The 21,198-nt window shown below is 59.6% G+C and carries 13 protein-coding genes and 1 other RNA gene; 8 read left to right on the top strand and 6 right to left on the bottom strand.

The genetic code is table 11. The annotated features are described in order from the left end of the window. Positions 1-103 precede the first annotated feature (103 nt). Entirely contained in the window at positions 104-1,294 is a 1,191-nt protein-coding gene (locus AC1RQB_RS14905; RefSeq protein WP_008074079.1) for a benzoate/H(+) symporter BenE family transporter, read from the bottom strand. Positions 1,295-1,651: 357 nt separating this feature from the next. Between AC1RQB_RS14905 and AC1RQB_RS14900 the strand changes: the two genes are divergently transcribed. Continuing rightward, entirely contained in the window at positions 1,652-2,416 is a 765-nt protein-coding gene (locus tag AC1RQB_RS14900) for a GntR family transcriptional regulator (protein WP_063343020.1), read from the top strand. A 179-nt stretch (positions 2,417-2,595) separates the two neighbouring features. Here the strand turns inward: AC1RQB_RS14900 and guaD are convergent, their stop codons facing one another. The 4 genes from guaD to xdhA all read right to left on the bottom strand — a co-directional run bounded on the left by guaD (position 2,596) and on the right by xdhA (position 8,767). Next, on the bottom strand, positions 2,596-3,900 hold the full coding sequence (guaD, locus tag AC1RQB_RS14895; RefSeq protein ID WP_063343021.1) for a guanine deaminase: 1,305 nt from the start codon (positions 3,898-3,900) through the stop codon (positions 2,596-2,598). Between the two features lie 41 nt (positions 3,901-3,941). Further along, positions 3,942-4,787, bottom strand: coding sequence for a xanthine dehydrogenase accessory protein XdhC (xdhC, locus tag AC1RQB_RS14890; protein ID WP_063343022.1), 846 nt, complete (start codon positions 4,785-4,787; stop codon positions 3,942-3,944). A 136-nt stretch (positions 4,788-4,923) separates the two neighbouring features. After that, entirely contained in the window at positions 4,924-7,320 is a 2,397-nt protein-coding gene (gene xdhB, locus AC1RQB_RS14885; protein WP_063343023.1) for a xanthine dehydrogenase molybdopterin binding subunit, read from the bottom strand. Continuing rightward, on the bottom strand, positions 7,313-8,767 hold the full coding sequence (xdhA, locus tag AC1RQB_RS14880) for a xanthine dehydrogenase small subunit (RefSeq protein WP_063343024.1): 1,455 nt from the start codon (positions 8,765-8,767) through the stop codon (positions 7,313-7,315). Before xdhA ends, xdhB begins: the two co-directional genes overlap by 8 nt. A gap of 266 nt (positions 8,768-9,033) precedes the next feature. On the opposite strand from xdhA, the gene AC1RQB_RS14875 reads away from it, so the two are divergent. From AC1RQB_RS14875 to ffs, 6 genes are all read left to right on the top strand, one after another. Then, entirely contained in the window at positions 9,034-9,693 is a 660-nt protein-coding gene (locus AC1RQB_RS14875) for a GntR family transcriptional regulator (RefSeq protein ID WP_063343025.1), read from the top strand. A 2-nt stretch (positions 9,694-9,695) separates the two neighbouring features. After that, positions 9,696-13,184 carry a chromosome segregation protein SMC gene (smc, locus tag AC1RQB_RS14870; RefSeq protein WP_063343026.1) on the top strand — a complete coding sequence of 1,163 codons (3,489 nt, stop codon included), beginning with the start codon at positions 9,696-9,698 and terminating at the stop codon, positions 13,182-13,184. Between the two features lie 258 nt (positions 13,185-13,442). Then, positions 13,443-14,294 (top strand): cell division protein ZipA, encoded by an 852-nt coding sequence (zipA, locus tag AC1RQB_RS14865; RefSeq protein ID WP_008067907.1) that lies wholly within the window; start codon positions 13,443-13,445, stop codon positions 14,292-14,294. Positions 14,295-14,450: 156 nt separating this feature from the next. Next, entirely contained in the window at positions 14,451-16,808 is a 2,358-nt protein-coding gene (ligA, locus tag AC1RQB_RS14860; RefSeq protein WP_063343027.1) for an NAD-dependent DNA ligase LigA, read from the top strand. A 184-nt stretch (positions 16,809-16,992) separates the two neighbouring features. Beyond that, a complete protein-coding gene (locus AC1RQB_RS14855) occupies positions 16,993-18,156 on the top strand; it encodes a zinc-binding metallopeptidase family protein (protein WP_063343028.1) in 1,164 nt (387 codons plus the stop codon). 286 nt (positions 18,157-18,442) lie between these two features. After that, positions 18,443-18,539: signal recognition particle sRNA small type (ffs, locus tag AC1RQB_RS14850), an RNA gene on the top strand. A gap of 171 nt (positions 18,540-18,710) precedes the next feature. On the opposite strand, the gene AC1RQB_RS14845 is transcribed toward ffs, so the two are convergent. Next, positions 18,711-19,031, bottom strand: coding sequence for a helix-turn-helix domain-containing protein (locus AC1RQB_RS14845; protein ID WP_008072451.1), 321 nt, complete (start codon positions 19,029-19,031; stop codon positions 18,711-18,713). Positions 19,032-19,428: 397 nt separating this feature from the next. On the opposite strand from AC1RQB_RS14845, the gene AC1RQB_RS14840 reads away from it, so the two are divergent. Further along, on the top strand, positions 19,429-21,138 hold the full coding sequence (locus AC1RQB_RS14840) for a putative bifunctional diguanylate cyclase/phosphodiesterase (protein ID WP_008072450.1): 1,710 nt from the start codon (positions 19,429-19,431) through the stop codon (positions 21,136-21,138). The last annotated feature ends 60 nt before the right edge of the window (positions 21,139-21,198 follow it).

Genomic DNA, 21,198 nt, shown 5'->3' with positions numbered 1-21,198 from the left:
TCAAAGGATCGCAGCCTCGTTTCACTCGACAGCTCCTACACAGCGCCTACCATCGAATGCGTTGCCCTGTAGGAGCTGTCGAGTGAAACGAGGCTGCGATCTTTTAGGCTCCACGCCAATTCAAGATAACCAACGTCAACACCCCCGCCACAATCCCCCAGAACGCCGAACCGATGGAAAACAGGGTCAACCCCGACGCCGTGACCATAAAGGTAATCAGCGCTGCTTCCCGTTCCTGCACTTGCGCCATGGCAATGCTCAACCCATTGATGATCGAGCCGAACAGCGCCAGCGCGGCAATCGACAGCACCAGCTCTTTAGGTAATGCGGCAAACAACGCCGCCAGCGTCGCGCCGAACACCCCGGCAATCCCGTAGAAAATCCCGCACCAGACGGCGGCCGTGTAGCGCTTGTTACGATCCTCATGGGCATGCGGCCCGGTGCAGATCGCCGCGCTGATGGCAGCCAGGTTGATCCCATGGGAGCCGAAGGGCGCCAACAGCAACGAGGCAATGCCGGTGGTGGTGATCAGTGGCGAGGCTGGCACGTTGTAGCCGTCGGCGCGCAATACGGCGATACCCGGCATGTTCTGCGAGGTCATCGCCACCACGAACAGCGGAATGCCGATGCTGATGGTCGCGGCCAGGGAGAAATGCGGCGTGGTCCAGACCGGTGTCGCGACTTCCAGGTGGAAGCCACTGAAATCCAGTAACCCCATAAATCCTGACAGCACAGTGCCGATCAACAGCGCGGCGAGCACGGCGTAGCGCGGCGACAGGCGTTTAACCACCAGATAGGTGAAGAACATCCCCAGGACCAGCGCGGTGCGGTGCTGGGCGGCGACGAAAATCTCGCTACCGATCTTGAACAGAATCCCCGCCAGCAATGCCGCCGCCAATGAGGCCGGAATCTTTTTCACCAGCCGTTCGAAACTGCCGGTCAGGCCGCAGAGGGTCACCAGCACCGCGCAAGTTATATAGGCGCCAATGGCCTCGCCGTAGCTGACACCGCCAAGGCTGGTGATCAGCAACGCCGCGCCGGGGGTCGACCAGGCGATGGTGATCGGGGTGCGGTAGCGCAAGGACAAGCCGATCGAGCACACCGCCATACCGATAGAAATCGCCCAGATCCACGACGAAATCTGTCCGCTGGTCAGGCCCGCTGCTTGCCCGGCCTGGAACATCAGCACCAGTGAACTGGTGTAGCCGGTCATCATGGCAATGAACCCGGCGACGATGGCCGAGGGTGATGTGTCAGTCAGAGGGCGAAGCTGCGTGTGCGTGGCGTCGGTCATGACAGCGGTGTTCCTTATACATGAAGATGTCCGAAGCGACGCTGAACCCTGTGGGAGCGTGGCTTGCCCGCGAAGGCGTAGTGCCAGTCGACATCAATGCTGAATGACACGGCGCCTTCGCGGGCAAGCCACGCTCCCACAAGGGATTGTGTTCAGGCTGCGGATTCTGCGTTCAAGCCTAAACTGAAAAGTAACCGGTCGTTGCAATACAGCGAAGGCGACAAACAGCCGTACAGTCGTGTTGCCACCTTCCATTGTGTACAATCGCGGTGTTTTTTACGCGATACTTGCCAGCGACCCACTGTGCCGTATTACAGTCACGGTCAATTCGCCGCAGTTCTCCCGACTCGAGTGCCCATGAACGAACAGTTGCAACCCCTCAAGAAACAACCGCGAGCAGGCAAAGCCGGCCGCAGCGGTACCCAGGACGATATTGTCTACGCGCATATCTTCGAGGCCATCCTCGAACAGCGTCTGGCGCCCGGCACCAAGTTGAGCGAAGAAGCGCTGGGGGAAATTTTCGGGGTCAGCCGCACCATCATTCGCCGCGCGCTGTCGCGTCTGGCCCATGAAGGCGTGGTGTTGCTGCGACCGAATCGCGGTGCTGTCGTGGCCAGCCCGAGTGTCGATGAGGCCCGTCAGGTGTTTATGGCCCGGCGTCTGGTGGAGCGGGCGATCACTGAATTGGCGGTTCAGCATGCCACTGCCGAGGAGATTGCCGACTTGCGGCAGATGGTCAACGACGAACGCGACAGTTTCTCCCGGGGCGATCGTGGTGCCGGAATCCGTCTGTCGGGCGAATTTCACTTGAAGCTGGCCGAAGCGGCGAAAAACACGCCGCTGATCAGCTTCCAGCGCAGCCTGGTGTCCCAGACTTCGTTGATCATCGCCCAGTACGAGAGCGGCAACCGTTCCCACTGTTCCTACGATGAACACACTCAGTTGATCAACGCCATCGAAGCACGGGACGCGACGCTGGCGGTGGACCTGATGATGCATCACATGGACCACATCGACAGCAAACTCAACCTTGACGAAGAAAGTGCGTCGGATGATTTGCATGCGGTGTTTTCGCATTTGTTGCAGACCAAGAAGCCTGGGCGCTCGACTGCCAAGCTCTGACTTCCTGACGCTGATCGTTCCCACGCTCCGCGTGGGAATGCCTCAACGGACGCTCTGCGTTCGGCTCTGGATTGGGACGCGGAGCGTCCCGGGCTGCATTCCCACGCGGAGCGTGGGAACGATCAAAAAAAATCCCCCGCAACCAACGATTGCGGGGGATTTTTTATGCCCGGAATAGCTTAACGCTGATGCACCAGATTCCCCGCCGCATACGTCTGCAGAACAGTCCGGTCATCCCCCAGCGTCATCAATACAAACAACGTCTCGGCAATGTTATTGGCCTGTTTCAGGCGATAGCTGAGCAGTGGCGTGGCGTTGTAGTCCAGCACCAGGAAGTCCGCGTCGGTGCCCGGTTGCAAGGTACCGATCTTGTCTTCCAGACGTAGTGCGCGGGCGCCGCCGAGGGTGGCCAGGTACAGCGACTTGAACGGGCTCAGCCGCGCGCCTTGTAGTTGCATGACTTTGTAGGCTTCGTTCAGGGTTTGCAGCAGCGAGAAGCTGGTGCCGCCACCGACGTCGGTACCGAGACCGACATTGAGTTTGTGCTTCTCGGCCATCGGCAGGTTGAACAGACCGCTGCCGAGGAAGAAGTTCGAGGTCGGGCAAAACGCAATCGCCGAGCCGGTTTCCGCCAGCCGCGCACACTCGTCATCGCACAGGTGCACGCCATGAGCGAACACCGAGCGCTCGCCGAGCAATTGGTAGTGATCGTAGACGTCCAGGTAGCCCTTGCGCTCCGGGAACAGCGCCTTGACCCACTCGATTTCCTTGAGGTTTTCGCTGATGTGGGTCTGCATGTACAGATCCGGGTATTCGCTGAGCAACTGGCCGGCGAGGGTCAGTTGTTCCGGGGTGCTGGTTGGTGCAAAGCGCGGAGTGACCGCGTAGTGCAAGCGACCCTTGCCGTGCCAGCGCTCGATCAGCGCCTTGCTTTCGACGTAGCTCGATTCGGCGGTGTCGGTCAGGTAGTCCGGCGCGTTGCGATCCATCATCACCTTGCCAGCGATCATTCGCAGGTCCAGCTGTTCGGCGGCCTCGAAGAACGAGTTCACCGACTGCGGATGCACGCTGCCGAACACCAGTGCAGTGGTGGTGCCATTGCGCAGCAGTTCCTTGATGAAAATGTCCGCGACTTGGTCCGCATGGTTCTTGTCGGCGAATTGGCTTTCACAGGGGAAGGTGTAGGTGTTCAGCCAGTCCAGTAGTTGTTCGCCATAGGCGCCGACCATGCCGGTTTGCGGCAGGTGGATGTGGGTATCGATGAAGCCCGGGGTGATCAGCGCGTCCTGATAATGGGTGATCTCGATGTCGGCCGGCAGGGTCGGCAGCAATTCGCTGGCGTGGCCGATGGCGCTGATCTGGCCGCTATCGACCACCAGCAGGCCGTCTTCGAAATATTCGTACGAGGCTTCGATACCCACTTCGGCAGGATCGGCGATGCTGTGCAGAATGGCGGCGCGGTAGGCTTTGCGAGTCAGAGGCATGGGGGTTCTCAATTAGTTCGAAGCTGTTCAGTTCGAAGCTTTCAGTTCAAAGCTTGGCTGCGGCGTGAAGCAGGCAGCAGTTTGGCGATCGATGATCCGGCGCTGGCGGTGTGCTGGCCGAAATTCGCGTTATAGGTGGCGATGATTTCGCCGGCGATGGAGATGGCGATTTCCACAGGCAACTTGCCTTTGACTTCGCCGATGCCCATCGGGCAGCGCATGCGTTGCAGCACGGTGCTGTCGAAGCCGCGGTCACGCAGGCGGTGTTCGAACTTCACCCGTTTGGTCTTCGAACCGATCAGGCCGAAGTAAGCGAAGTCATTGCGCTTGAGAATCGCGGCGGTGAGTTCAAGGTCGAGCTGGTGGTTGTGGGTCATGACGATGCAGTAGCTGCCGGCGGGCAAGTCATCCACTTCATCCAGCGGTTCTTCAGTGACGATTTTGCGCACGCCGTGGGGGATCTGATCGGGGAATTCAGCTTCCCGCGAGTCGATCCAGCGCACCCGGCAGGGCAGGCTGGCGAGCAGCGGCACCAGCGCCCGGCCGACGTGGCCGGCGCCAAACACAGCGATCTGCGCCTGGACCTGGCCCATCGGTTCGAACAGCAATACGGTCACGCCACCGCAGCACTGGCCCAGGCTGGCGCCGAGGCTGAAGCGTTCCAGATGGGTGTCCTGTCGGCCGCTGGCCAGCATCTCGCGGCCGATCTGCATGGCCTTGTATTCCAGATGCCCGCCACCGATGGTGTCGAATGTTTGCGCGGCGCTGATGACCATCTTCGAGCCGGCATTACGCGGCGTCGAGCCGAGCTCTTCGATGATGGTCACCAACACACAGGGTTCGCCCCGGGCTTGCAGGTCGGCGAGGGCGTCGATCCAGTTGTACATGTTTTTCACCCCTACAACTTCTCAAGATCGTTCCCACGCTCTGCGTGGGAATGCATCTCTGGACGCTCCGCGTCCGCTGTTCACAATGCGGCGCAGAGCGCCGCGGGCTGCATTCCCACGCAGAGCGTGGGAACGATCAAACCACCACCTCGGATTCAGCTTCCTCAGCTTTCACCGCCTTCAACTGGCGCATCTGCTCACAGCCCCACAACACCCGCTCCGGGGTCGCCGGTGCGTCGATTTTCGGTTGATGCTGGTAGTCACCCAAACTGGCCACGGCGTCCTTGATCGCGCACCACGCGGCAATGCCAAGCATGAACGGCGGCTCACCCACGGCCTTGGAATGGAACACCGTGTCTTCCGGATTTTTGCGGTTTTCCACCAGCTTCACCCGCAGGTCCAACGGCATGTCTGCCACCGCCGGGATCTTGTAGCTGGCCGGGCCGTTGGTCATCAGTTTGCCCTTGTTGTTCCACACCAGTTCTTCCATGGTCAGCCAGCCCATGCCCTGGATGAAACCACCCTCGACCTGACCGATGTCGATCGCCGGGTTCAGCGAGTCGCCGACATCGTGAAGAATGTCGGTGCGCAGCATCTTGTACTCGCCGGTCAGGGTGTCGACGATCACCTCGGCGCAGGCTGCACCGAAGGCGTAGTAGTAGAACGGCCGACCCCGCGCCTGGCTGCGGTCGTAGTAGATTTTCGGGGTCTTGTAGAAGCCGGTGCTCGACAGCGACACCTGGGCGAAATACGCCTGCTGGATCAGCGATTCAAACGTCAGGATGTGATCGCGGACCCGCACGTGACCGTTGTGGAATTCCACATCTTCTTCGCTGACCTTGTATTGCCGCGCGGCAAATTCCACCAGGCGTTTCTTGATGATTTCAGCCGCGTTCTGCGCCGCTTTACCGTTCAAGTCGGCACCGCTGGAGGCCGCGGTTGGTGAAGTGTTCGGCACCTTGTCGGTGTTGGTCGCGGTGATCTGCACGCGGTCCATTTCCACCTGGAACACTTCAGCCACGACTTGCGCAACCTTGGTGTTCAGACCCTGGCCCATTTCAGTGCCGCCGTGGTTCAGGTGGATGCTACCGTCGGTGTAGATGTGGATCAGCGCGCCGGCCTGGTTGAGGAAACTGGCGGTGAAGGAGATACCGAATTTCACCGGGGTCAGCGCCAGGCCTTTTTTCAGGATAGGGCTGTTGGCGTTGTAGCGACGGATTGCTTCGCGGCGCTCGGCGTACTGGCTGCTGGCTTCAAGTTCGGCAGTCATTTCCTCGAGCATATTGTGCTCGACGGTCTGGTAGTAATGGGTGATGTTGCGCTCGGTCTTGCCGTAGTAGTTGGCCTTGCGCACGGCCAGCGGATCGAGGCCCAGATGCCGGGCAATCGCGTCCATCACTTCTTCGATGGCGACCATGCCTTGCGGGCCACCGAAACCACGGTAAGCGGTGTTCGACGCGGTGTTGGTCTTGCAGCGGTGACCGTTGATAGTCGCGTCGCCCAGGTAATAAGAGTTGTCGGCGTGGAACATCGCGCGGTCGACAATCGATGCCGACAAATCCGGTGAGCAACCGCAGTTGCCGGCCAGTTCCAGCGCAATGCCGTGCAGGCGGCCAGTGCTGTCGAAGCCCACGTCATACTCCACGTAGAACGGGTGACGCTTGCCGGTCATCAGCATGTCTTCTACACGCGGCAGGCGCATTTTGGTCGGCTGACCGGTCAGGTGCGCGATCACCGCGCACAGGCACGCCGGGCTTGCCGCCTGGGTTTCCTTGCCGCCGAAACCACCGCCCATGCGGCGCATATCAACGACGATTTTGTTCATCGACACGTCCAGCACTTCCGCCACTAGTTTCTGTACTTCGGTGGGGTTCTGGGTCGAGCAATAAACGATCATCCCGCCGTCTTCGGTCGGCATCACCGAAGAGATCTGGGTTTCCAGATAGAAGTGTTCCTGGCCGCCGATGTGCAGCGTGCCTTGAATGCGATGTTCGGCAGTAGAAAGCGCGGTGGCCGAATCGCCACGCTGGTGGGTGTGGCTGTCGAGCACGAAATGGCGTTTGCGCAGCGCTTCGACCACGTCCAGAACCGGTTCCAGATCTTCATATTCGATGATCGCGGCCATCGCTGCTTTGCGCGCGGTTTCCAGGTCTTTCGCCGCAACGGCCAGTACCGGTTGACCGACGAACTGCACGTCATCGATGGCCAGTAACGGATCGCCCGGCAACAGCGGGCCGATGTCTTTCAGGCCTGGCACATCTTCGTGGGTGATGGCGATGCGCACGCCTTCGAAGGCGTAACAAGGCTTGGTGTCGATGCTGATGATTTTCGCGTGGGCGCGGTCTGACAGCCGTGCGTAAACGTGCAACTGATTGGGAAATTCCAGCCGGTCGTCAATGTACTGCGCTTCACCGGACACATGCTTGTCTGCGCTGTCGTGCTTGACGCTGCGGCCGACTCCGGTGGTCAGGTCCTTGGCGAACAATTCAGCCAGTTCGGCTTGGGTCTTCTCTACAGCGTGATGATTAGACATAAGCGGTCACCCGAGTCTCGATGTGCGGTGTTTGCAGTTCGATGAAGTATTTACGCAGCAGGTTTTGCGCACTGAGCAGGCGATACTCCTTGCTGGCGCGGAAGTCCGAGAGTGGCGTGAAGTCTTCGGCCAATGCAGCGCAGGCGCGCTCGAGGGTGGCGTTGTTGAACGGCGCACCGAGCAGGGCGGCCTCGCAGTTTTTGGCGCGTTTTGGAATGGCCGCCATGCCGCCGAAAGCAACGCGGGCGTCGGCGATCACGCCGGTGTCGATGCGCAGGTTGAACGCTGCACAAACGGCGGAAATGTCATCGTCCAGACGCTTGGATACCTTGTAGGCGCGGAACAGTTGTTCAACGCTGGCGCGCGGCACGATGATCTTTTCGATGAACTCGCTTTCCTGGCGCGCGGTCACCCGGTAATCGATGAAGTAATCTTCCAGCGCCATGGTGCGGCGAGTTTCGCCTTTACACAGGACGATCTGCGCGCCGAGGGCGATCAGCAGCGGTGGTGAGTCACCGATCGGCGAGGCGTTGCCGATGTTGCCGCCGAGGGTACCCTGGTTGCGGATCTGCAAGGACGCGAAGCGCTGCAGCAATTCGCCGAAGTCCGGGTACTCGGCCTTCAAGGCGTCGTAGCAGTCGGAGAGGGCGGTGGCGGCGCCGATTTCCAGGCGATCGTCGAAGCGTTCGATGCGTTTCATTTCGGCGACGTTGCCGACGTAAATCATCACCGGCAAGGTGCGGTGGAACTGGGTGACTTCCAGCGCCAGATCAGTGCCGCCGGCCAGCAGGCGGGCCTGTGGATAAGCGTCGTAGAGGTCGGCCAGATCGGCCACGGTCAGCGGCACCAGGCAGCGCTTGTCGCCACTGTTGAGTTCGCCGATATCGGTGGGGGCGATGGCTTTCAGGCGAGCGATAGTTTCCGCTTCGCGAGCATCGAATTGGTCGGGTTGTTTGCCGCAGCAAGATTGCTCGGCGGCGGCCAGGATCGGCCGATAACCGGTGCAACGGCAGAGGTTGCCGGCTAGCGCTTCGTGGGCTTTATGGGCGTCGGGCTGGTCGCTGTTCTTTTGCAGCGCGAACAGCGACATGACGAAGCCCGGGGTGCAGAAACCGCATTGCGAGCCATGGCACTCGACCATGGCTTTTTGCACGCTGTGCAGTTCGCCCTGGTGTTTGAGGTCTTCGACGCTGATCAGTTGCTTGCCGTGCAAGGAGGAGACGAACGTCAGGCACGAGTTGAGACTGCGATAGCGAATGTGTTCGCGGCCATCGTCGTCCGTCTGCAGCTCGCCGACCACCACGGTGCAGGCGCCACAGTCACCGCTGGCGCAGCCTTCTTTGGTGCCGGGTTTGCCCACATGTTCGCGCAGATAGTTGAGCACGGTCAGGTTCGGGTCCAGGGCGTGCTCGCTACGGAGTTCCTGGTTTAGTAAAAACTGGATCACGGAAGGCCTCGCAAACTCATTATTGTTGTTAACCGACATGAGCCGAATTTATCAGGTCTGACTTTTCGGTCAATGATTTTCTGACTTAAAGGTCAGGAAATAGCATTTTGTCGATCAACGACTCGTTCCTTCATTATTGACCCTCACGGGATAGCTTGCTGTTTGCGTGAATCGTGCCAAAAACCGCTGGGTGGGCACTCCGCCATGACCCATCAATTGCGCTACACTGCGCCGCTTGTGCAGATCGAAGAGTTTGAAGGACAACCATGACGTTCAAGGCGCCGGACAGCCTCGCCGAGCAAATCGCTCACCACCTCGCCGAACGTATCATTCGCGGCGAAATGAAGCCGGGGGAGCGCATCCAGGAACAGAAGGTCACGCTGGCGCTCAACGTCAGCCGCGGTTCAGTCCGTGAGGCCTTGCTGATCCTCGAGCGCCGCCACTTGATCGCGATTTTGCCGCGACGTGGCGCCCACGTGACCGAACTCACGGCGCACAAGGTACGAAGCCTGTGCACGCTGATGAGCGAGTTGTACATTCTGCTCGGCAACGCCGTGGCCAGCGGCTGGCAAGTCCAGGCCGACATGGCGCCGTTCATGGAGATCCAGCAGCGCCTGACCGCCAGCTACGAACGCCAGGACATCCGCACGTTCGTCGATGACAGCTTCAGCGTGATGCGCGCCGCCTATCCGTTCGCCAACAACCCGTACTTGCAGGAAACCGTCGAGAATCTGCAGCCGGCCATGAGCCGCGCGTATTTTCTCGCGCTGGATCAGCGCAAGGCCTCGATGAGCGAGTTCCTCGAGCTGTTCGAACGCTTGCTCGCTGCCGTGCTGGCTCGTGACTTTCCTCAGATCCGCGTAGTGCTGACGGCGTATGCCCAGCGCAGTTGCGATCTGGTGATTTCTGCCCTGACGGTCGCTTAAGCGTGCGGCTCAAGTGCATCAAACTGGCGGGGTTCAAATCCTTCGTCGACCCGACCACGGTAAACTTCCCCAGTAACATGGCGGCGGTGGTCGGTCCCAATGGCTGCGGCAAGTCGAACATCATCGACGCCGTGCGTTGGGTGATGGGCGAGAGCTCGGCCAAGAACCTGCGCGGCGAGTCGATGACCGACGTCATCTTCAACGGCTCGACCAGCCGTAAACCGGTGAGTCAGGCGAGCATTGAGCTGGTGTTCGATAACTCCGACGGCACCCTGCTCGGCGAATGGGCGGCCTATGCGGAAATTTCCATTCGCCGCAAAGTGACCCGCGACAGTCAGACCACTTACTACCTTAACGGCGCCAAATGCCGTCGCCGCGATATCACCGACATCTTCCTCGGCACCGGTCTTGGCCCGCGCAGCTATTCGATTATCGAGCAGGGGATGATCTCCAAGCTGATCGAGTCCAAGCCCGAAGACCTGCGCAATTTCATCGAAGAAGCCGCCGGTATTTCCAAGTACAAGGAACGTCGGCGCGAGACTGAAAACCGTATCCGCCGCACCCACGAAAACCTTGCCCGCCTGACCGACCTGCGCGAAGAGCTCGAGCGTCAGCTTGAACGCTTGCACCGCCAGGCCGAGGCCGCCAAGAAGTATCAGGAGTACAAAGGCGAAGAGCGCCAGCTCAAGGCCCAGCTGTCGGCTCTGCGCTGGCAGGCGTTGAACGAACAGGTCGGCCAGCGCGAGTCGATCATCGGCACCCAGGAAATCACCTTTGAAGCCCTGGTGGCCGAGCAGCGCAATGCCGACGCGGCCATCGAACGCCTGCGCGACGGTCATCACGACCTGTCCGAACGCTTCAATCTGGTGCAGGGGCGTTTCTATTCGGTCGGCGGCGACATCGCCCGGGTCGAGCAGAGCATTCAGCACGGTCAGCAGCGTTTGCGCCAATTGCAGGACGACCTGAAAGAAGCCGAGCGTGCGCGGCTGGAAACCGAATCTCACTTGGGCCACGACCGCACCTTGCTGCTGACCTTGGGCGAAGAGCTGGACATGCTCACGCCGGAACAGGAAGTCACCAGCGCCGCCGCCGAAGAAGCCGCCGCGGCATTGGAAGAGTCCGAAACCACCATGCACGGTTGGCAGGAGCAGTGGGACACCTTCAACCTCACCGCCGCCGAGCCACGTCGTCAGGCTGAAGTTCAGCAGTCGCGGATCCAGCAGCTGGAAACCAGCCTGGAACGTTTGGCCGATCGTCAGAAGCGTCTTGGTGAAGAGCGTGCGTTGCTATCGGCGGATCCGGAAGACGCGGCGATCATGGAACTCAGCGAGCAGCTGGCTGCGTCTGAGGCCACGCTCGAAGACTTGCAGGCCAGCGAAGAAGCTCAGGTCGAACGCCTTGAGCAACTGCGTCAGGAGTTGCAGCAAGCGCTTTCGGCGCAGCAGCAAGCCCAAGGTGATTTGCAGCGACTCAACGGGCGTCTCGCATCGCTTGAGGCCTTGCAGCAAGCTGCACTCGATCCGGGCACCGGCACTGCCGAATGGCTGCGCGAACAGCATCTGGCGGATCGTCCGCGTCTGGCCGAAGGCCTGAAGGTCGAGGCCGGTTGGGAACTGGCGGTAGAAACCGTGCTCGGCGCCGATCTGCAAGCGGTGCTGGTGGATGACTTCGGTGATTTCGATCTGGCCGGGTTTGCCCAAGGCGATTTGCGCCTGCTCAGCCCGGCCACCGATGGCGTGCGCATGCCTGGCAGTTTGCTCGACAAGGTCGAGGCGCAGATTGATTTGTCGCCATGGCTGGGACAGGTCAAACCGGTCGACAGCCTTGAGCAAGCCTTGGCATTGCGCGGGCAATTGGCTGCCGGGCAAAGCCTGATCAGCCGCGACGGTTACTGGGTCGGCCGACACTTTTTACGTGTGCGCCGGGCCAGCGAAGCGGAAAGCGGCGTACTCGCCCGTGGCCAGGAAATCCAGCGCTTGGGCCTTGAACGCGAAGAGCGCGAAGCCACGGTCGAAACCCTGGAAACCCGACTTCAGAATCTCAGGGCGCAACAGCGTCAGCAGGAAAACGGCCGCGAACATTTGCGCCGTTTGCTGCAAGACGAAGCCCGTCAACAAGGCGAATTGAAAGCCCAGCTGTCCGCCGGCAAAGCCAAGGTCGAGCAGTTGACGTTACGCCGTACCCGTCTTGATGAAGAACTCACTGAGTTGAGTGAACAGCGCGCCCTGGAACACGAAAACATCGGCGAAGCGCGCCTGCAATTGCAGGAAGCCCTCGACAGCATGGCGCTGGACACCGAACAGCGTGAGTTGCTGCTGGCCCAGCGCGACAGCCTGCGCGAACGCCTCGACCGGGTGCGTCAGGAAGCCCGGCAGCATAAGGATCATGCGCATCAATTGGCGGTGCGCCTCGGTTCGCTGAAGGCGCAACACGACTCCACTCGTCAGGCCCTTGAACGGCTGGAAATGCAGTCCGAGCGCCTGACTGAGAAGCGCGAACAGTTGAGCCTCAATCTGGAAGAGGGCGAGGCGCCACTGGAAGAGCTGCGGCTGAAGCTCGAAGAGCTGCTCGACAAGCGCATGACAGTTGACGAAGAACTCAAGACCGCGCAAATGGCCATGGAAGATGCTGACCGCGAACTGCGCGATGCCGAGAAGCGCCGCACTCAGGCCGAGCAGCAATCCCAGTTGATTCGCAGCCAGCTCGAGCAGCAGCGCATGGAATGGCAAGCGCTGACGGTGCGACGCAAGACTTTGCAGGATCAATTGCTCGAAGACGGCTACGACCTCAACGGCGTGCTCGCCACGCTGCTGGCCGGGGCCAACGAGAAAGACGCCGAAGAAGAACTCGAGCGCATTGCCGCGCGGATTCAGCGCCTCGGGGCGATCAACCTCGCAGCCATCGACGAATACCAGCAACAATCCGAGCGTAAGCGTTATCTGGATGCTCAGAACGACGATTTGGTGGAAGCGCTGGACACGCTTGAGAACGTCATTCGCAAGATCGACAAGGAAACCCGAAACCGCTTCAAAGATACCTTTGATCAGATCAATGGCGGTTTACAGGCCCTTTTCCCAAAAGTTTTCGGTGGAGGACGCGCGTATTTGGAACTGACGGGCGAAGATCTACTCGATACAGGGGTAACGATCATGGCGCAGCCGCCAGGAAAGAAGAACAGCACCATCCATTTGCTCTCCGGTGGCGAAAAAGCCCTGACCGCATTGGCCCTGGTATTTGCCATCTTCAAGTTGAATCCGGCGCCGTTCTGCATGCTCGATGAGGTTGACGCGCCATTGGATGACGCTAACGTTGGACGCTACGCACGACTGGTCAAAGAAATGTCGCAGACGGTGCAGTTCATCTACATCACCCACAACAAGATCGCTATGGAAATGGCCGATCAATTAATGGGGGTGACGATGCACGAGCCCGGTTGTTCGCGTCTGGTGGCAGTGGATGTGGAGGAGGCGATGGCCATGGTGGACGCCTGAGTCATTGCGTGTAGGGCAAGTATTGTTGAGCTGTAGGGCTTTTTACCTGCCTTAACTTGCTGGCCAATCGACATAATTCGCGCAAGCCACTGTGAGAGACGGTGTAAAGTTGCCTTTGGTCGTGCTAGTTTAATGTCAATTTTTCGTATACGTGGGCAAAACGCCTGTCAGAACATAGAGTTGGCGCCACGTTTTAAAGCGGTTTGCACAATGTAAACCCCTTATTTTTCAGCATTTTTTATAGAGGCACGGGATTACATGGAAATCGGTCTGCGCGAGTGGCTGATCGTCATCGGCATTATTGTCATTGCCGGTATTCTTTTCGATGGCTGGCGTCGCATGCGCGGCGGCAAGGGAAAACTGAAGTTCCGTCTTGACCGAAGTTTGTCCAATTTGCCGGATGAGGACACCAGCGCCGAGCTGTTGGGCCCGCCCCGCGTGCTGGATACCCATAAAGAACCGCAACTGGACGAGCATGATCTGCCGTCGGTGAGCATGCCTGCCCGTGAACCTCGCGAGTCGGGTTCCAAGCGCGGCAAGCGTGGCCATGGCGAGCCGTCGCAAGGCGACTTGAATCTCAATCTGGATCTGGACGGCGGCCCGAGCTTCAACAGCCGTGACGACGATTTCCCGGATGACACCAAGCCTGCCAGCTCGGCCGAGAAAGATCAGCCGCAAGCCGAAGAAGTACTGGTGATCAGCGTGATCTGCCGCGACCCGGCTGGCTTCAAGGGCCCGGCACTGCTGCAGAACATTCTGGAAAGCGGTCTGCGTTTCGGCGAGATGGACATTTTCCACCGTCACGAAAGCATGGCCGGTAACGGCGAAGTCCTGTTCTCCATGGCCAACGCGGTCAAGCCGGGTGTCTTCGATCTGGATGACATCGATCATTTCAGCACCCCGGCGGTGAGCTTCTTCCTCGGTCTGCCAGGCCCGCGTCATCCCAAGCAAGCTTTCGACGTGATGGTGGCTGCTGCTCGCAAACTGTCCCAGGAGCTGAACGGCGAACTGAAAGACGACCAGCGCAGCGTGCTGACTGCCCAAACGATCGAGCATTACCGTCAGCGCATCGTTGAGTTCGAGCGTCGCGCTTTGACCCAGAAGCGTTAAAGTCAAAAGATCGCAGCCTCGTTTCACTCGACAGCTCCTACAGGGTTCGCGATTTTCTGTAGGAGTTGTCGAGTGAAACGAGGCTGCGATCTCTTGATCTTGATGAGATGAGATAGAGCAGCCTCGGCTGCTCTTTTGCTTTATGAGAGAACACCCATGACCGCCGCCAAAAACCGCATTCTAGAGCTGCGCGCCGAGCTCGATCAGCACAACTATCGTTACCACGTGCTGGATGAACCGAGCATTCCGGATGCCGAATACGATCGCTTGTTCCACGAGCTCAAGGCCCTCGAAGCGGCCCATCCCGAATTGATCACCAGCGACTCGCCGACCCAGCGTGTCGGCAGCGCGGCGCTGTCGGCGTTCACTCAGGTGCGTCACGAAGTGCCAATGCTCAGTCTGGGCAACGCGTTCGAAGAAACCGACATGCGCGAATTCGATCGCCGGGTGACGGAAGGGCTGGACTTGCCGGTCGGCGATTTGTTTGGCGCTGGCGCAGCGGTGGAGTACAGCTGCGAACCCAAGCTCGATGGCCTGGCGGTCAGTCTGCTGTACCAGGACGGTGTGCTGGTGCGCGGCGCCACACGCGGCGATGGCACCACTGGTGAAGACATCAGCGTCAACGTGCGCACCGTGCGCAATATTCCGCTCAAGCTACATGGCACCGGTTGGCCGGCGACCCTGGAAGTGCGGGGTGAAGTGTTCATGTCCAAGGCCGGTTTCGAGCGGCTCAACGCCACGCAACTGGAAGTCGGCGGCAAGACCTTCGCCAACCCGCGTAATGCGGCGGCGGGCAGCTTGCGGCAGCTGGATTCGAAGATTACCGCCAACCGTCCGCTGGAATTCTGCTGCTACGGCATCGGCCAGATTTCGGCCGATATCGCCGACACGCACATCGGCAATCTGCAGCAACTCAAAGCCTGGGGCATGCCGATCAGTCATGAGCTGAAACTGGCCAATGGCATCGCTGAATGCCTGGATTACTACCGTGACATCGGCGAACGCCGTAATGCGCTGCCGTATGAAATCGACGGCGTGGTGTTCAAGGTCAACAGCATTGCGTCCCAGCGTGAACTGGGCTTTCGCGCCCGGGAACCGCGTTGGGCGATTGCCCATAAATTCCCGGCCATGGAAGAGCTCACCGAACTGCTCGATGTGGAGTTCCAGGTGGGGCGCACCGGTGCCGTGACGCCGGTGGCGCGCTTGAAACCGGTCAAGGTGGCTGGCGTCACCGTGGCCAATGCGACCTTGCACAACATGGATGAAGTGGCGCGGCTGGGCCTGATGATCGGCGATACGGTGATCATTCGTCGCGCCGGTGATGTGATCCCGCAAGTGGTGCAAGTGGTCGCCGAGCGTCGTCCGGAGCATGCCCGGCCGGTGCAGATTCCCGAGCAGTGCCCGGTCTGCGGTTCTCATGTCGAGCGTACGCAACTGGTCAAGCGCAGCAAGGGGCGCGAGACCATCAGCGAAGGCGCGGTGTATCGCTGCGTCGGGCGTCTGGCCTGCGGTGCGCAACTCAAGCAAGCGATCATTCACTTCGTTTCGCGCCGCGCCATGGACATCGAAGGGCTGGGCGAGAAGAGCGTCGAGCAATTGGTGGACGAAGGTCTGGTGAGTTCGCCGGCCGATCTCTATGCCCTGACGTTCGAGCAGATCGTTGACCTGGAAGGCTTTGCCGAACTGTCGAGCAAGAACCTGCTCGGTGCTATCGAAGACAGCAAGCAGCCGAGTCTGGCGCGGTTCATCTACGCCTTGGGCATTCCCGATGTCGGCGAAGAGACGGCCAAGGTACTCGCGCGTTCTCTCGGCTCGCTGGAGCGGGTTCAACAGGCGTTGCCGCAAGTGCTCACGTACTTGCCGGATGTCGGGCTGGAAGTGGCTCACGAGATTCACAGCTTCTTTGAAGATGCGCATAACCGGCAGGTGATCGTGGATCTGCTCAAGCACGGTATGCAGATTCAGGATCAGGGCGAGTTGGGTGCCGAATTTTCTGCCAGTACCACGCTGGGCGGCTTCCTCGACAAATTGCACATCCCTTCGGTCGGGCCGGGCGGGGCGCAGAAGCTCGCCGACAAATTCGGCTCACTCGAAGCGGTGATGAGCGCTGATTGGCTGGACATGCGTCAGGCGCTGCCGGAGAAACAGGCGACTTCGGTTCGCGAGTTCTTTGCGGGCACGGAAAATCGTCAGCTCGCCGAAGCTGCCGAAAAGCAGCTGCGCGATTTCGGCATGCATTGGCAGAGTGAAAAGAAAGTCGTCGAAGGGTTGCCGCTGGCCGGGCAGACCTGGGTGCTGACCGGTTCGCTGGAGCTGATGAGTCGCGATATTGCCAAGGACAAACTTGAAAGCCTCGGTGCCAAGGTGGCCGGTTCCGTGTCGGCCAAGACCCATTGCGTGGTCGCCGGGCCGGGCGCGGGCTCGAAGTTGGCCAAGGCCAATGAGCTGGGGTTGAAGGTGCTGGATGAAGAGGCGTTTGTCGAGTTTCTGAAGAAACACGGTATCGACGTTTAAGATCGCCAGGATCGCAGCCTTCGGCAGCTGTTGATCGTTCCCACGCTCTGCGTGGTAACGCATCCCGTGACGCTCTGCGTCACAACGGACGCGGAGCGTCCGAGGCGGCATTCCCACGCAGAGCGTGGGAACGATCACGGTACAAGAATGATCTAGTCTTCGCAGGCCCCAGGGAGAGATCGCCATGTACCGCTTCTTCGAACAGCTCAGTTCACGCATCGCCGCACCCTTCATGGGCGAGCGTTCGCGCAACAGCAAGGTCTGGCATTGCCGCTGTGGGCAGTCGCTGTTCTTTCGCAACAGCCAGTGCCTGGCCTGTTCGGCAGCGCTGGGCTATCAGCCACAGCAGAGTCGCTTGTCGTCGCTGCAGCCCGGCCCGCAAGCGGATACCTGGTTGCTCGACACCGATCCCGAAGCTGGAGTGTTCCGCCGCTGCGCCAATCTCGATTCTCCGGCTGCGTGCAACTGGCTGCTGCCGGCCAATGATCACGATGCCTTGTGCATTGCCTGTAGCCTGAATCGCACCATCCCTGACCTGTCGATCCCCGAGAACCACGAGCGCTGGCGCAAAGTGGAAATTGCCAAGCGTCGTCTGGTGGCGCAGTTGATCAGCCTGGGCTTGTCAGTCATTCCAAAATCCATGGACGAAGACATCGGTCTGGCCTTCGACTTCATCGGTATCGACCTCGAAGGCAAGCCGCCGACCACCGGGCATGCCAACGGTCTGATCACCCTCGATATCAAGGAAGCCGACGACGCCCATCGCGAGCAGGTTCGCGTGCAGATGCGCGAACCTTATCGCACGCTGCTCGGGCACTTTCGTCACGAGGTCGGGCATTACTACTGGGACCGCCTGGTCGCCAACAGTCATTGGCTGGAGCCGTTCCGCGGTCTGTTCGGTGACGAGCGAGCAAGCTATGCCGAGGCCCTTGAGCAGCATTATCAGCAAGGCGCGCCGCTCGACTGGCAGCAACATTACGTCAGCGCCTACGCGACCATGCACCCTTGGGAGGACTGGGCAGAAACCTGGGCTCACTACCTGCACATGATGGATGCAGTGGACACCGCCCTGGGTTTTGGCATGAGTGCGCAGGAAATGGATTTCGATTACCAGCCGTTTCCGCCGAGCACGTTATTCGACCCGCAGCACCCTGGCGGCCCGGCGTTCCTGTCGTTCGTCAACGCATGGATCGAACTGGCCGGCATGCTCAACGAATTGTCGCGCAGCATGGGCCAGCCGGATTTCTATCCGTTCGTCCTGCCGCCGACGGTGATTGCCAAGCTGCACTTCATTCACCTGGTGATCCAGCAAGAGGGTGGCAGGGCGGATGAGGTGTTGGTGCAATAGGATCAAAAGATCGCAGCCTTGTAGCAGCTGGCGCAGCCTGCGTTCGGCAGCGCAGCAGTCGTAAACCCGGTGTTCGCGGCTTATCTGAAAACCGGGTTGCCTGATTTCACGACTGCTGCGCAGCCGAACGCAGCCTTCGGCAGCTGCTACAGGTCGCGGTGTTTCAGGGGCAGCGCATGTCCTTGAAGCGGCTCATATTTTTTAATCTGCCCGAACGGTTGTAACTTCGTCTCAGATAGGTACAATGGCGCGGCTCGCCGTCAGGTGAGCGTCGTTATGGTGACCCCATCGGTCCCCCCGCAACGATCAGCCGTGAACCCGGTCAGGCCTGGAAGGGAGCAGCCGCAGCGGTGACATTGTGTGCCGGGGTGTGGCTGGTGGGGTTGCCTCCATAACGCAGCACGAACCCTCTTTCGTGTTTTCTATTTAAAAATACTGTTTTATTTTCCCTGCCATGGAGCTCATCCAGGGCGGTGTTTCGTCGTTTCCGAATTAAAGCGCGGGATAAAAAAAGGAGGCCGCTCTGTCGCATTAGACAGATCGGCCTCCTTTCTTCATTTACTAGGCTTGGACAAGGCCTGGTCAACCGCTGCGATCAGCTTTCCCAGATCCTTCGGGGTGGCTTTGTGTATGACGCTGAACAGGTATGCCCGCTGTTCATCTTCGTCTTCCAGATCTGCGAAAAAGGCTTTCAGCTTCACGCCCAGCACGTCGGCAAGCAAAAACAATGCTTCCACGCTGGGGGTATAGGTGCCGGTTTCGAAGCGACTGATGGTTTTGGGGTCAAAACCGGTTTTTTCGCCGAGTTCAGCCTGAGTAAGCCCTGCGACCTTACGGTAGCGTCGGATGGCCGGACCCAAACTTGAAATTTGCATCGCTCAATTCCCATTTAGAATCAAGAACTTAACGATAGATTTTTGCATTAGGCAACTGCATGATCCATCACCTTGCTTTGCAAAATGTGATGCATTTCGTAGAATCGCCGCTTCGAAGGGTTTTGGGGTGATCTGCTTTCTGAAGTTTAGGCGATATGAAAAAGCCAGCATTGCGTTCCCTGCCGGGTCTGCACAAAGTCCGCTGACGGTCTGAAGCCTCGCGAAATATTACCAGAGTCGGTGTTGCTACTTTGCCCTGGATCTTCGGCGGTCCGGGGTCATCAAATGCTGTTCATGGAGTGATAACGTGTCTCTGCGCAGTACGTCTCAAAACACCTCTTCCGGGCATCCTGCGCTGGTCGAGCGGTACCACCGCTAGCGACAGCGAGCCTGACTCATGGATGAGAAATACCGCAGGGCCGTGGATGCAGCCGCGATTTTTTCCGAGACCGATCTGGACGGCCGGATTACCTATGTCAACGATCAGTTCTGCGCCGTGTCCGGCTACAGCCGCGAGGAACTGCTGGGGCAGAACCATCGCCTGCTGAACTCCGGCCTGCATTCCGCCGATTTCTTCGCCGCCATGTGGCGCTCCATCGCCCTGGGCAATATCTGGAAGGGCGAAATCTGTAATCGCGCCAAGGATGGCAGCCTGTATTGGGTCGACAGCACCATGGTGCCGGTGCTCGACGATGCCACCGGCCGCGTTCACCGATACCTGTCGATTCGTTTCGACATCAGCGAAAAACGCCAACTCCTGCAATCCTTGCAATGGCGGGTCGGGCATGACGTGTTGACCGGGCTGCCCAATCGCGCCTTCCTGTCGGATTTACTCGATCAGGCGCTGGAATTCTCCCGGCATGAAAACATTCCGTTGGCGGTGTGCATGCTTGACCTCGACGGGTTCAAGGCGGTTAACGACGGTTACGGTCACGCCAGTGGCGATATGTTGCTGGTGGAAGTGGCCAAGCGTTTGCGCGACATTGTGCGCGGCGAAGACGTGGTGGCGCGACTGGCCGGCGACGAGTTCGTGCTGGTGCTGCGTTATGTGCGTGATCTGCCGGAATTGTGCGCAGCGCTGAATCGCGTGTTGGGGGCGATTTCGGCGCCTTACACGCTGCATGGCAAGGACATCAATGTGTTTGCCAGTATTGGCGTAACCCTGTTTCCCCACGACAACGAAGATGCCGAAACCCTGCTGCGTCATGCCGATCAGGCAATGTACGTGGCCAAGCAGAGCGGGCGAAACCGCTTTCATCTATTCGATGTCTCTCGGGATCAGGAGGTCAAGGCTACTCACCAGACCGTCGAGCGGGTGCGTCAGGCGCTGGTCGCCGGTGAGTTGCGTTTGCATTTTCAGCCCAAAGTGAACATGCGCCGTGGCGTGGTCGTCGGTTTCGAAGCGTTGTTGCGGTGGGAGCACCCGCAAAACGGCATGGTGCCACCCCGGGAGTTTTTGCCGCTGGTGGAGGACACCGACCTGATCATCGATATCGGTGAATGGGTGATGGATCAGGTTCTGTCGCAGTTGCACCGTTGGCAGCAAGCGGGGCAGGGCTGGCCGATCAGTATCAATATCGCGGCGCGACATTTTCAGCGCACGGACTTCGTCGACCGGCTCAAGCACGTACTCGCTCGACATGCCCAGGTCGCCCCGCAGATGCTCGATCTGGAAATCGTCGAGTCGGTGGCGATCGAGAATATCCAGCATGTCAGTGCCTGTTTGCAGGCCTGTCAGGCGTTGGGGGTGCAGTTTTCCCTGGGTGACTTTGGCACGGGTTACTCGTCCCTGAGTTACCTCAAGCGTTTACGTACCCAAACCATCAAGATTGATAAGTCGTTCGTGCGCGACATTCTGAATGATCGTGACGACCTGGCCCTGACCACAGCGGTGATTGGCCTGGCACGCGCGTTCGGCCGGCAGGTGATTGCCGAGGGGCTGGAAAGCGTTGAGCACGGTGAATTGCTGTTGCGACTGGGATGCGAAGTCGCTCAAGGCTATTTCATCGCGCGCCCGATGCCGCCCGGTGAGGTGCCGGACTGGGTGGCGGGGTTTGTCGCCCCGTTGCAATGGCAGGCACTCGAGCAGACAGCCGGCGCCCTGTAGCAGCTGGCGAAGCCTGCGTTCGGCGGCGCAGCCGTCGTAAATCCTGAGTACACGGTTTAA

The sequence above is a fragment of the Pseudomonas sp. GW822-FHT02E03 genome, from assembly GCF_058802325.1.
Note: the sequence above shows the minus strand (reverse complement) of the source record. Positions and strands in the feature narration are given on the sequence as shown.

What these genes read in the sequence shown, in the direction of transcription:
- AC1RQB_RS14900 (WP_063343020.1), top strand. Translation starts at nt 1,652, where the DNA reads ATGAACGAACAGTTGCAACCCCTCAAGAAACAACCGCGAGCAGGCAAA.
- AC1RQB_RS14840 (WP_008072450.1), top strand. Translation starts at nt 19,429, where the DNA reads ATGGATGAGAAATACCGCAGGGCCGTGGATGCAGCCGCGATTTTTTCC.
- zipA (WP_008067907.1), top strand. Translation starts at nt 13,443, where the DNA reads ATGGAAATCGGTCTGCGCGAGTGGCTGATCGTCATCGGCATTATTGTC.
- xdhC (WP_063343022.1), bottom strand. Translation starts at nt 4,787, where the DNA reads ATGTACAACTGGATCGACGCCCTCGCCGACCTGCAAGCCCGGGGCGAA.
- xdhB (WP_063343023.1), bottom strand. Translation starts at nt 7,320, where the DNA reads ATGTCTAATCATCACGCTGTAGAGAAGACCCAAGCCGAACTGGCTGAA.
- AC1RQB_RS14855 (WP_063343028.1), top strand. Translation starts at nt 16,993, where the DNA reads ATGTACCGCTTCTTCGAACAGCTCAGTTCACGCATCGCCGCACCCTTC.
- AC1RQB_RS14905 (WP_008074079.1), bottom strand. Translation starts at nt 1,294, where the DNA reads ATGACCGACGCCACGCACACGCAGCTTCGCCCTCTGACTGACACATCA.
- guaD (WP_063343021.1), bottom strand. Translation starts at nt 3,900, where the DNA reads ATGCCTCTGACTCGCAAAGCCTACCGCGCCGCCATTCTGCACAGCATC.
- AC1RQB_RS14875 (WP_063343025.1), top strand. Translation starts at nt 9,034, where the DNA reads ATGACGTTCAAGGCGCCGGACAGCCTCGCCGAGCAAATCGCTCACCAC.
- AC1RQB_RS14845 (WP_008072451.1), bottom strand. Translation starts at nt 19,031, where the DNA reads ATGCAAATTTCAAGTTTGGGTCCGGCCATCCGACGCTACCGTAAGGTC.
- ligA (WP_063343027.1), top strand. Translation starts at nt 14,451, where the DNA reads ATGACCGCCGCCAAAAACCGCATTCTAGAGCTGCGCGCCGAGCTCGAT.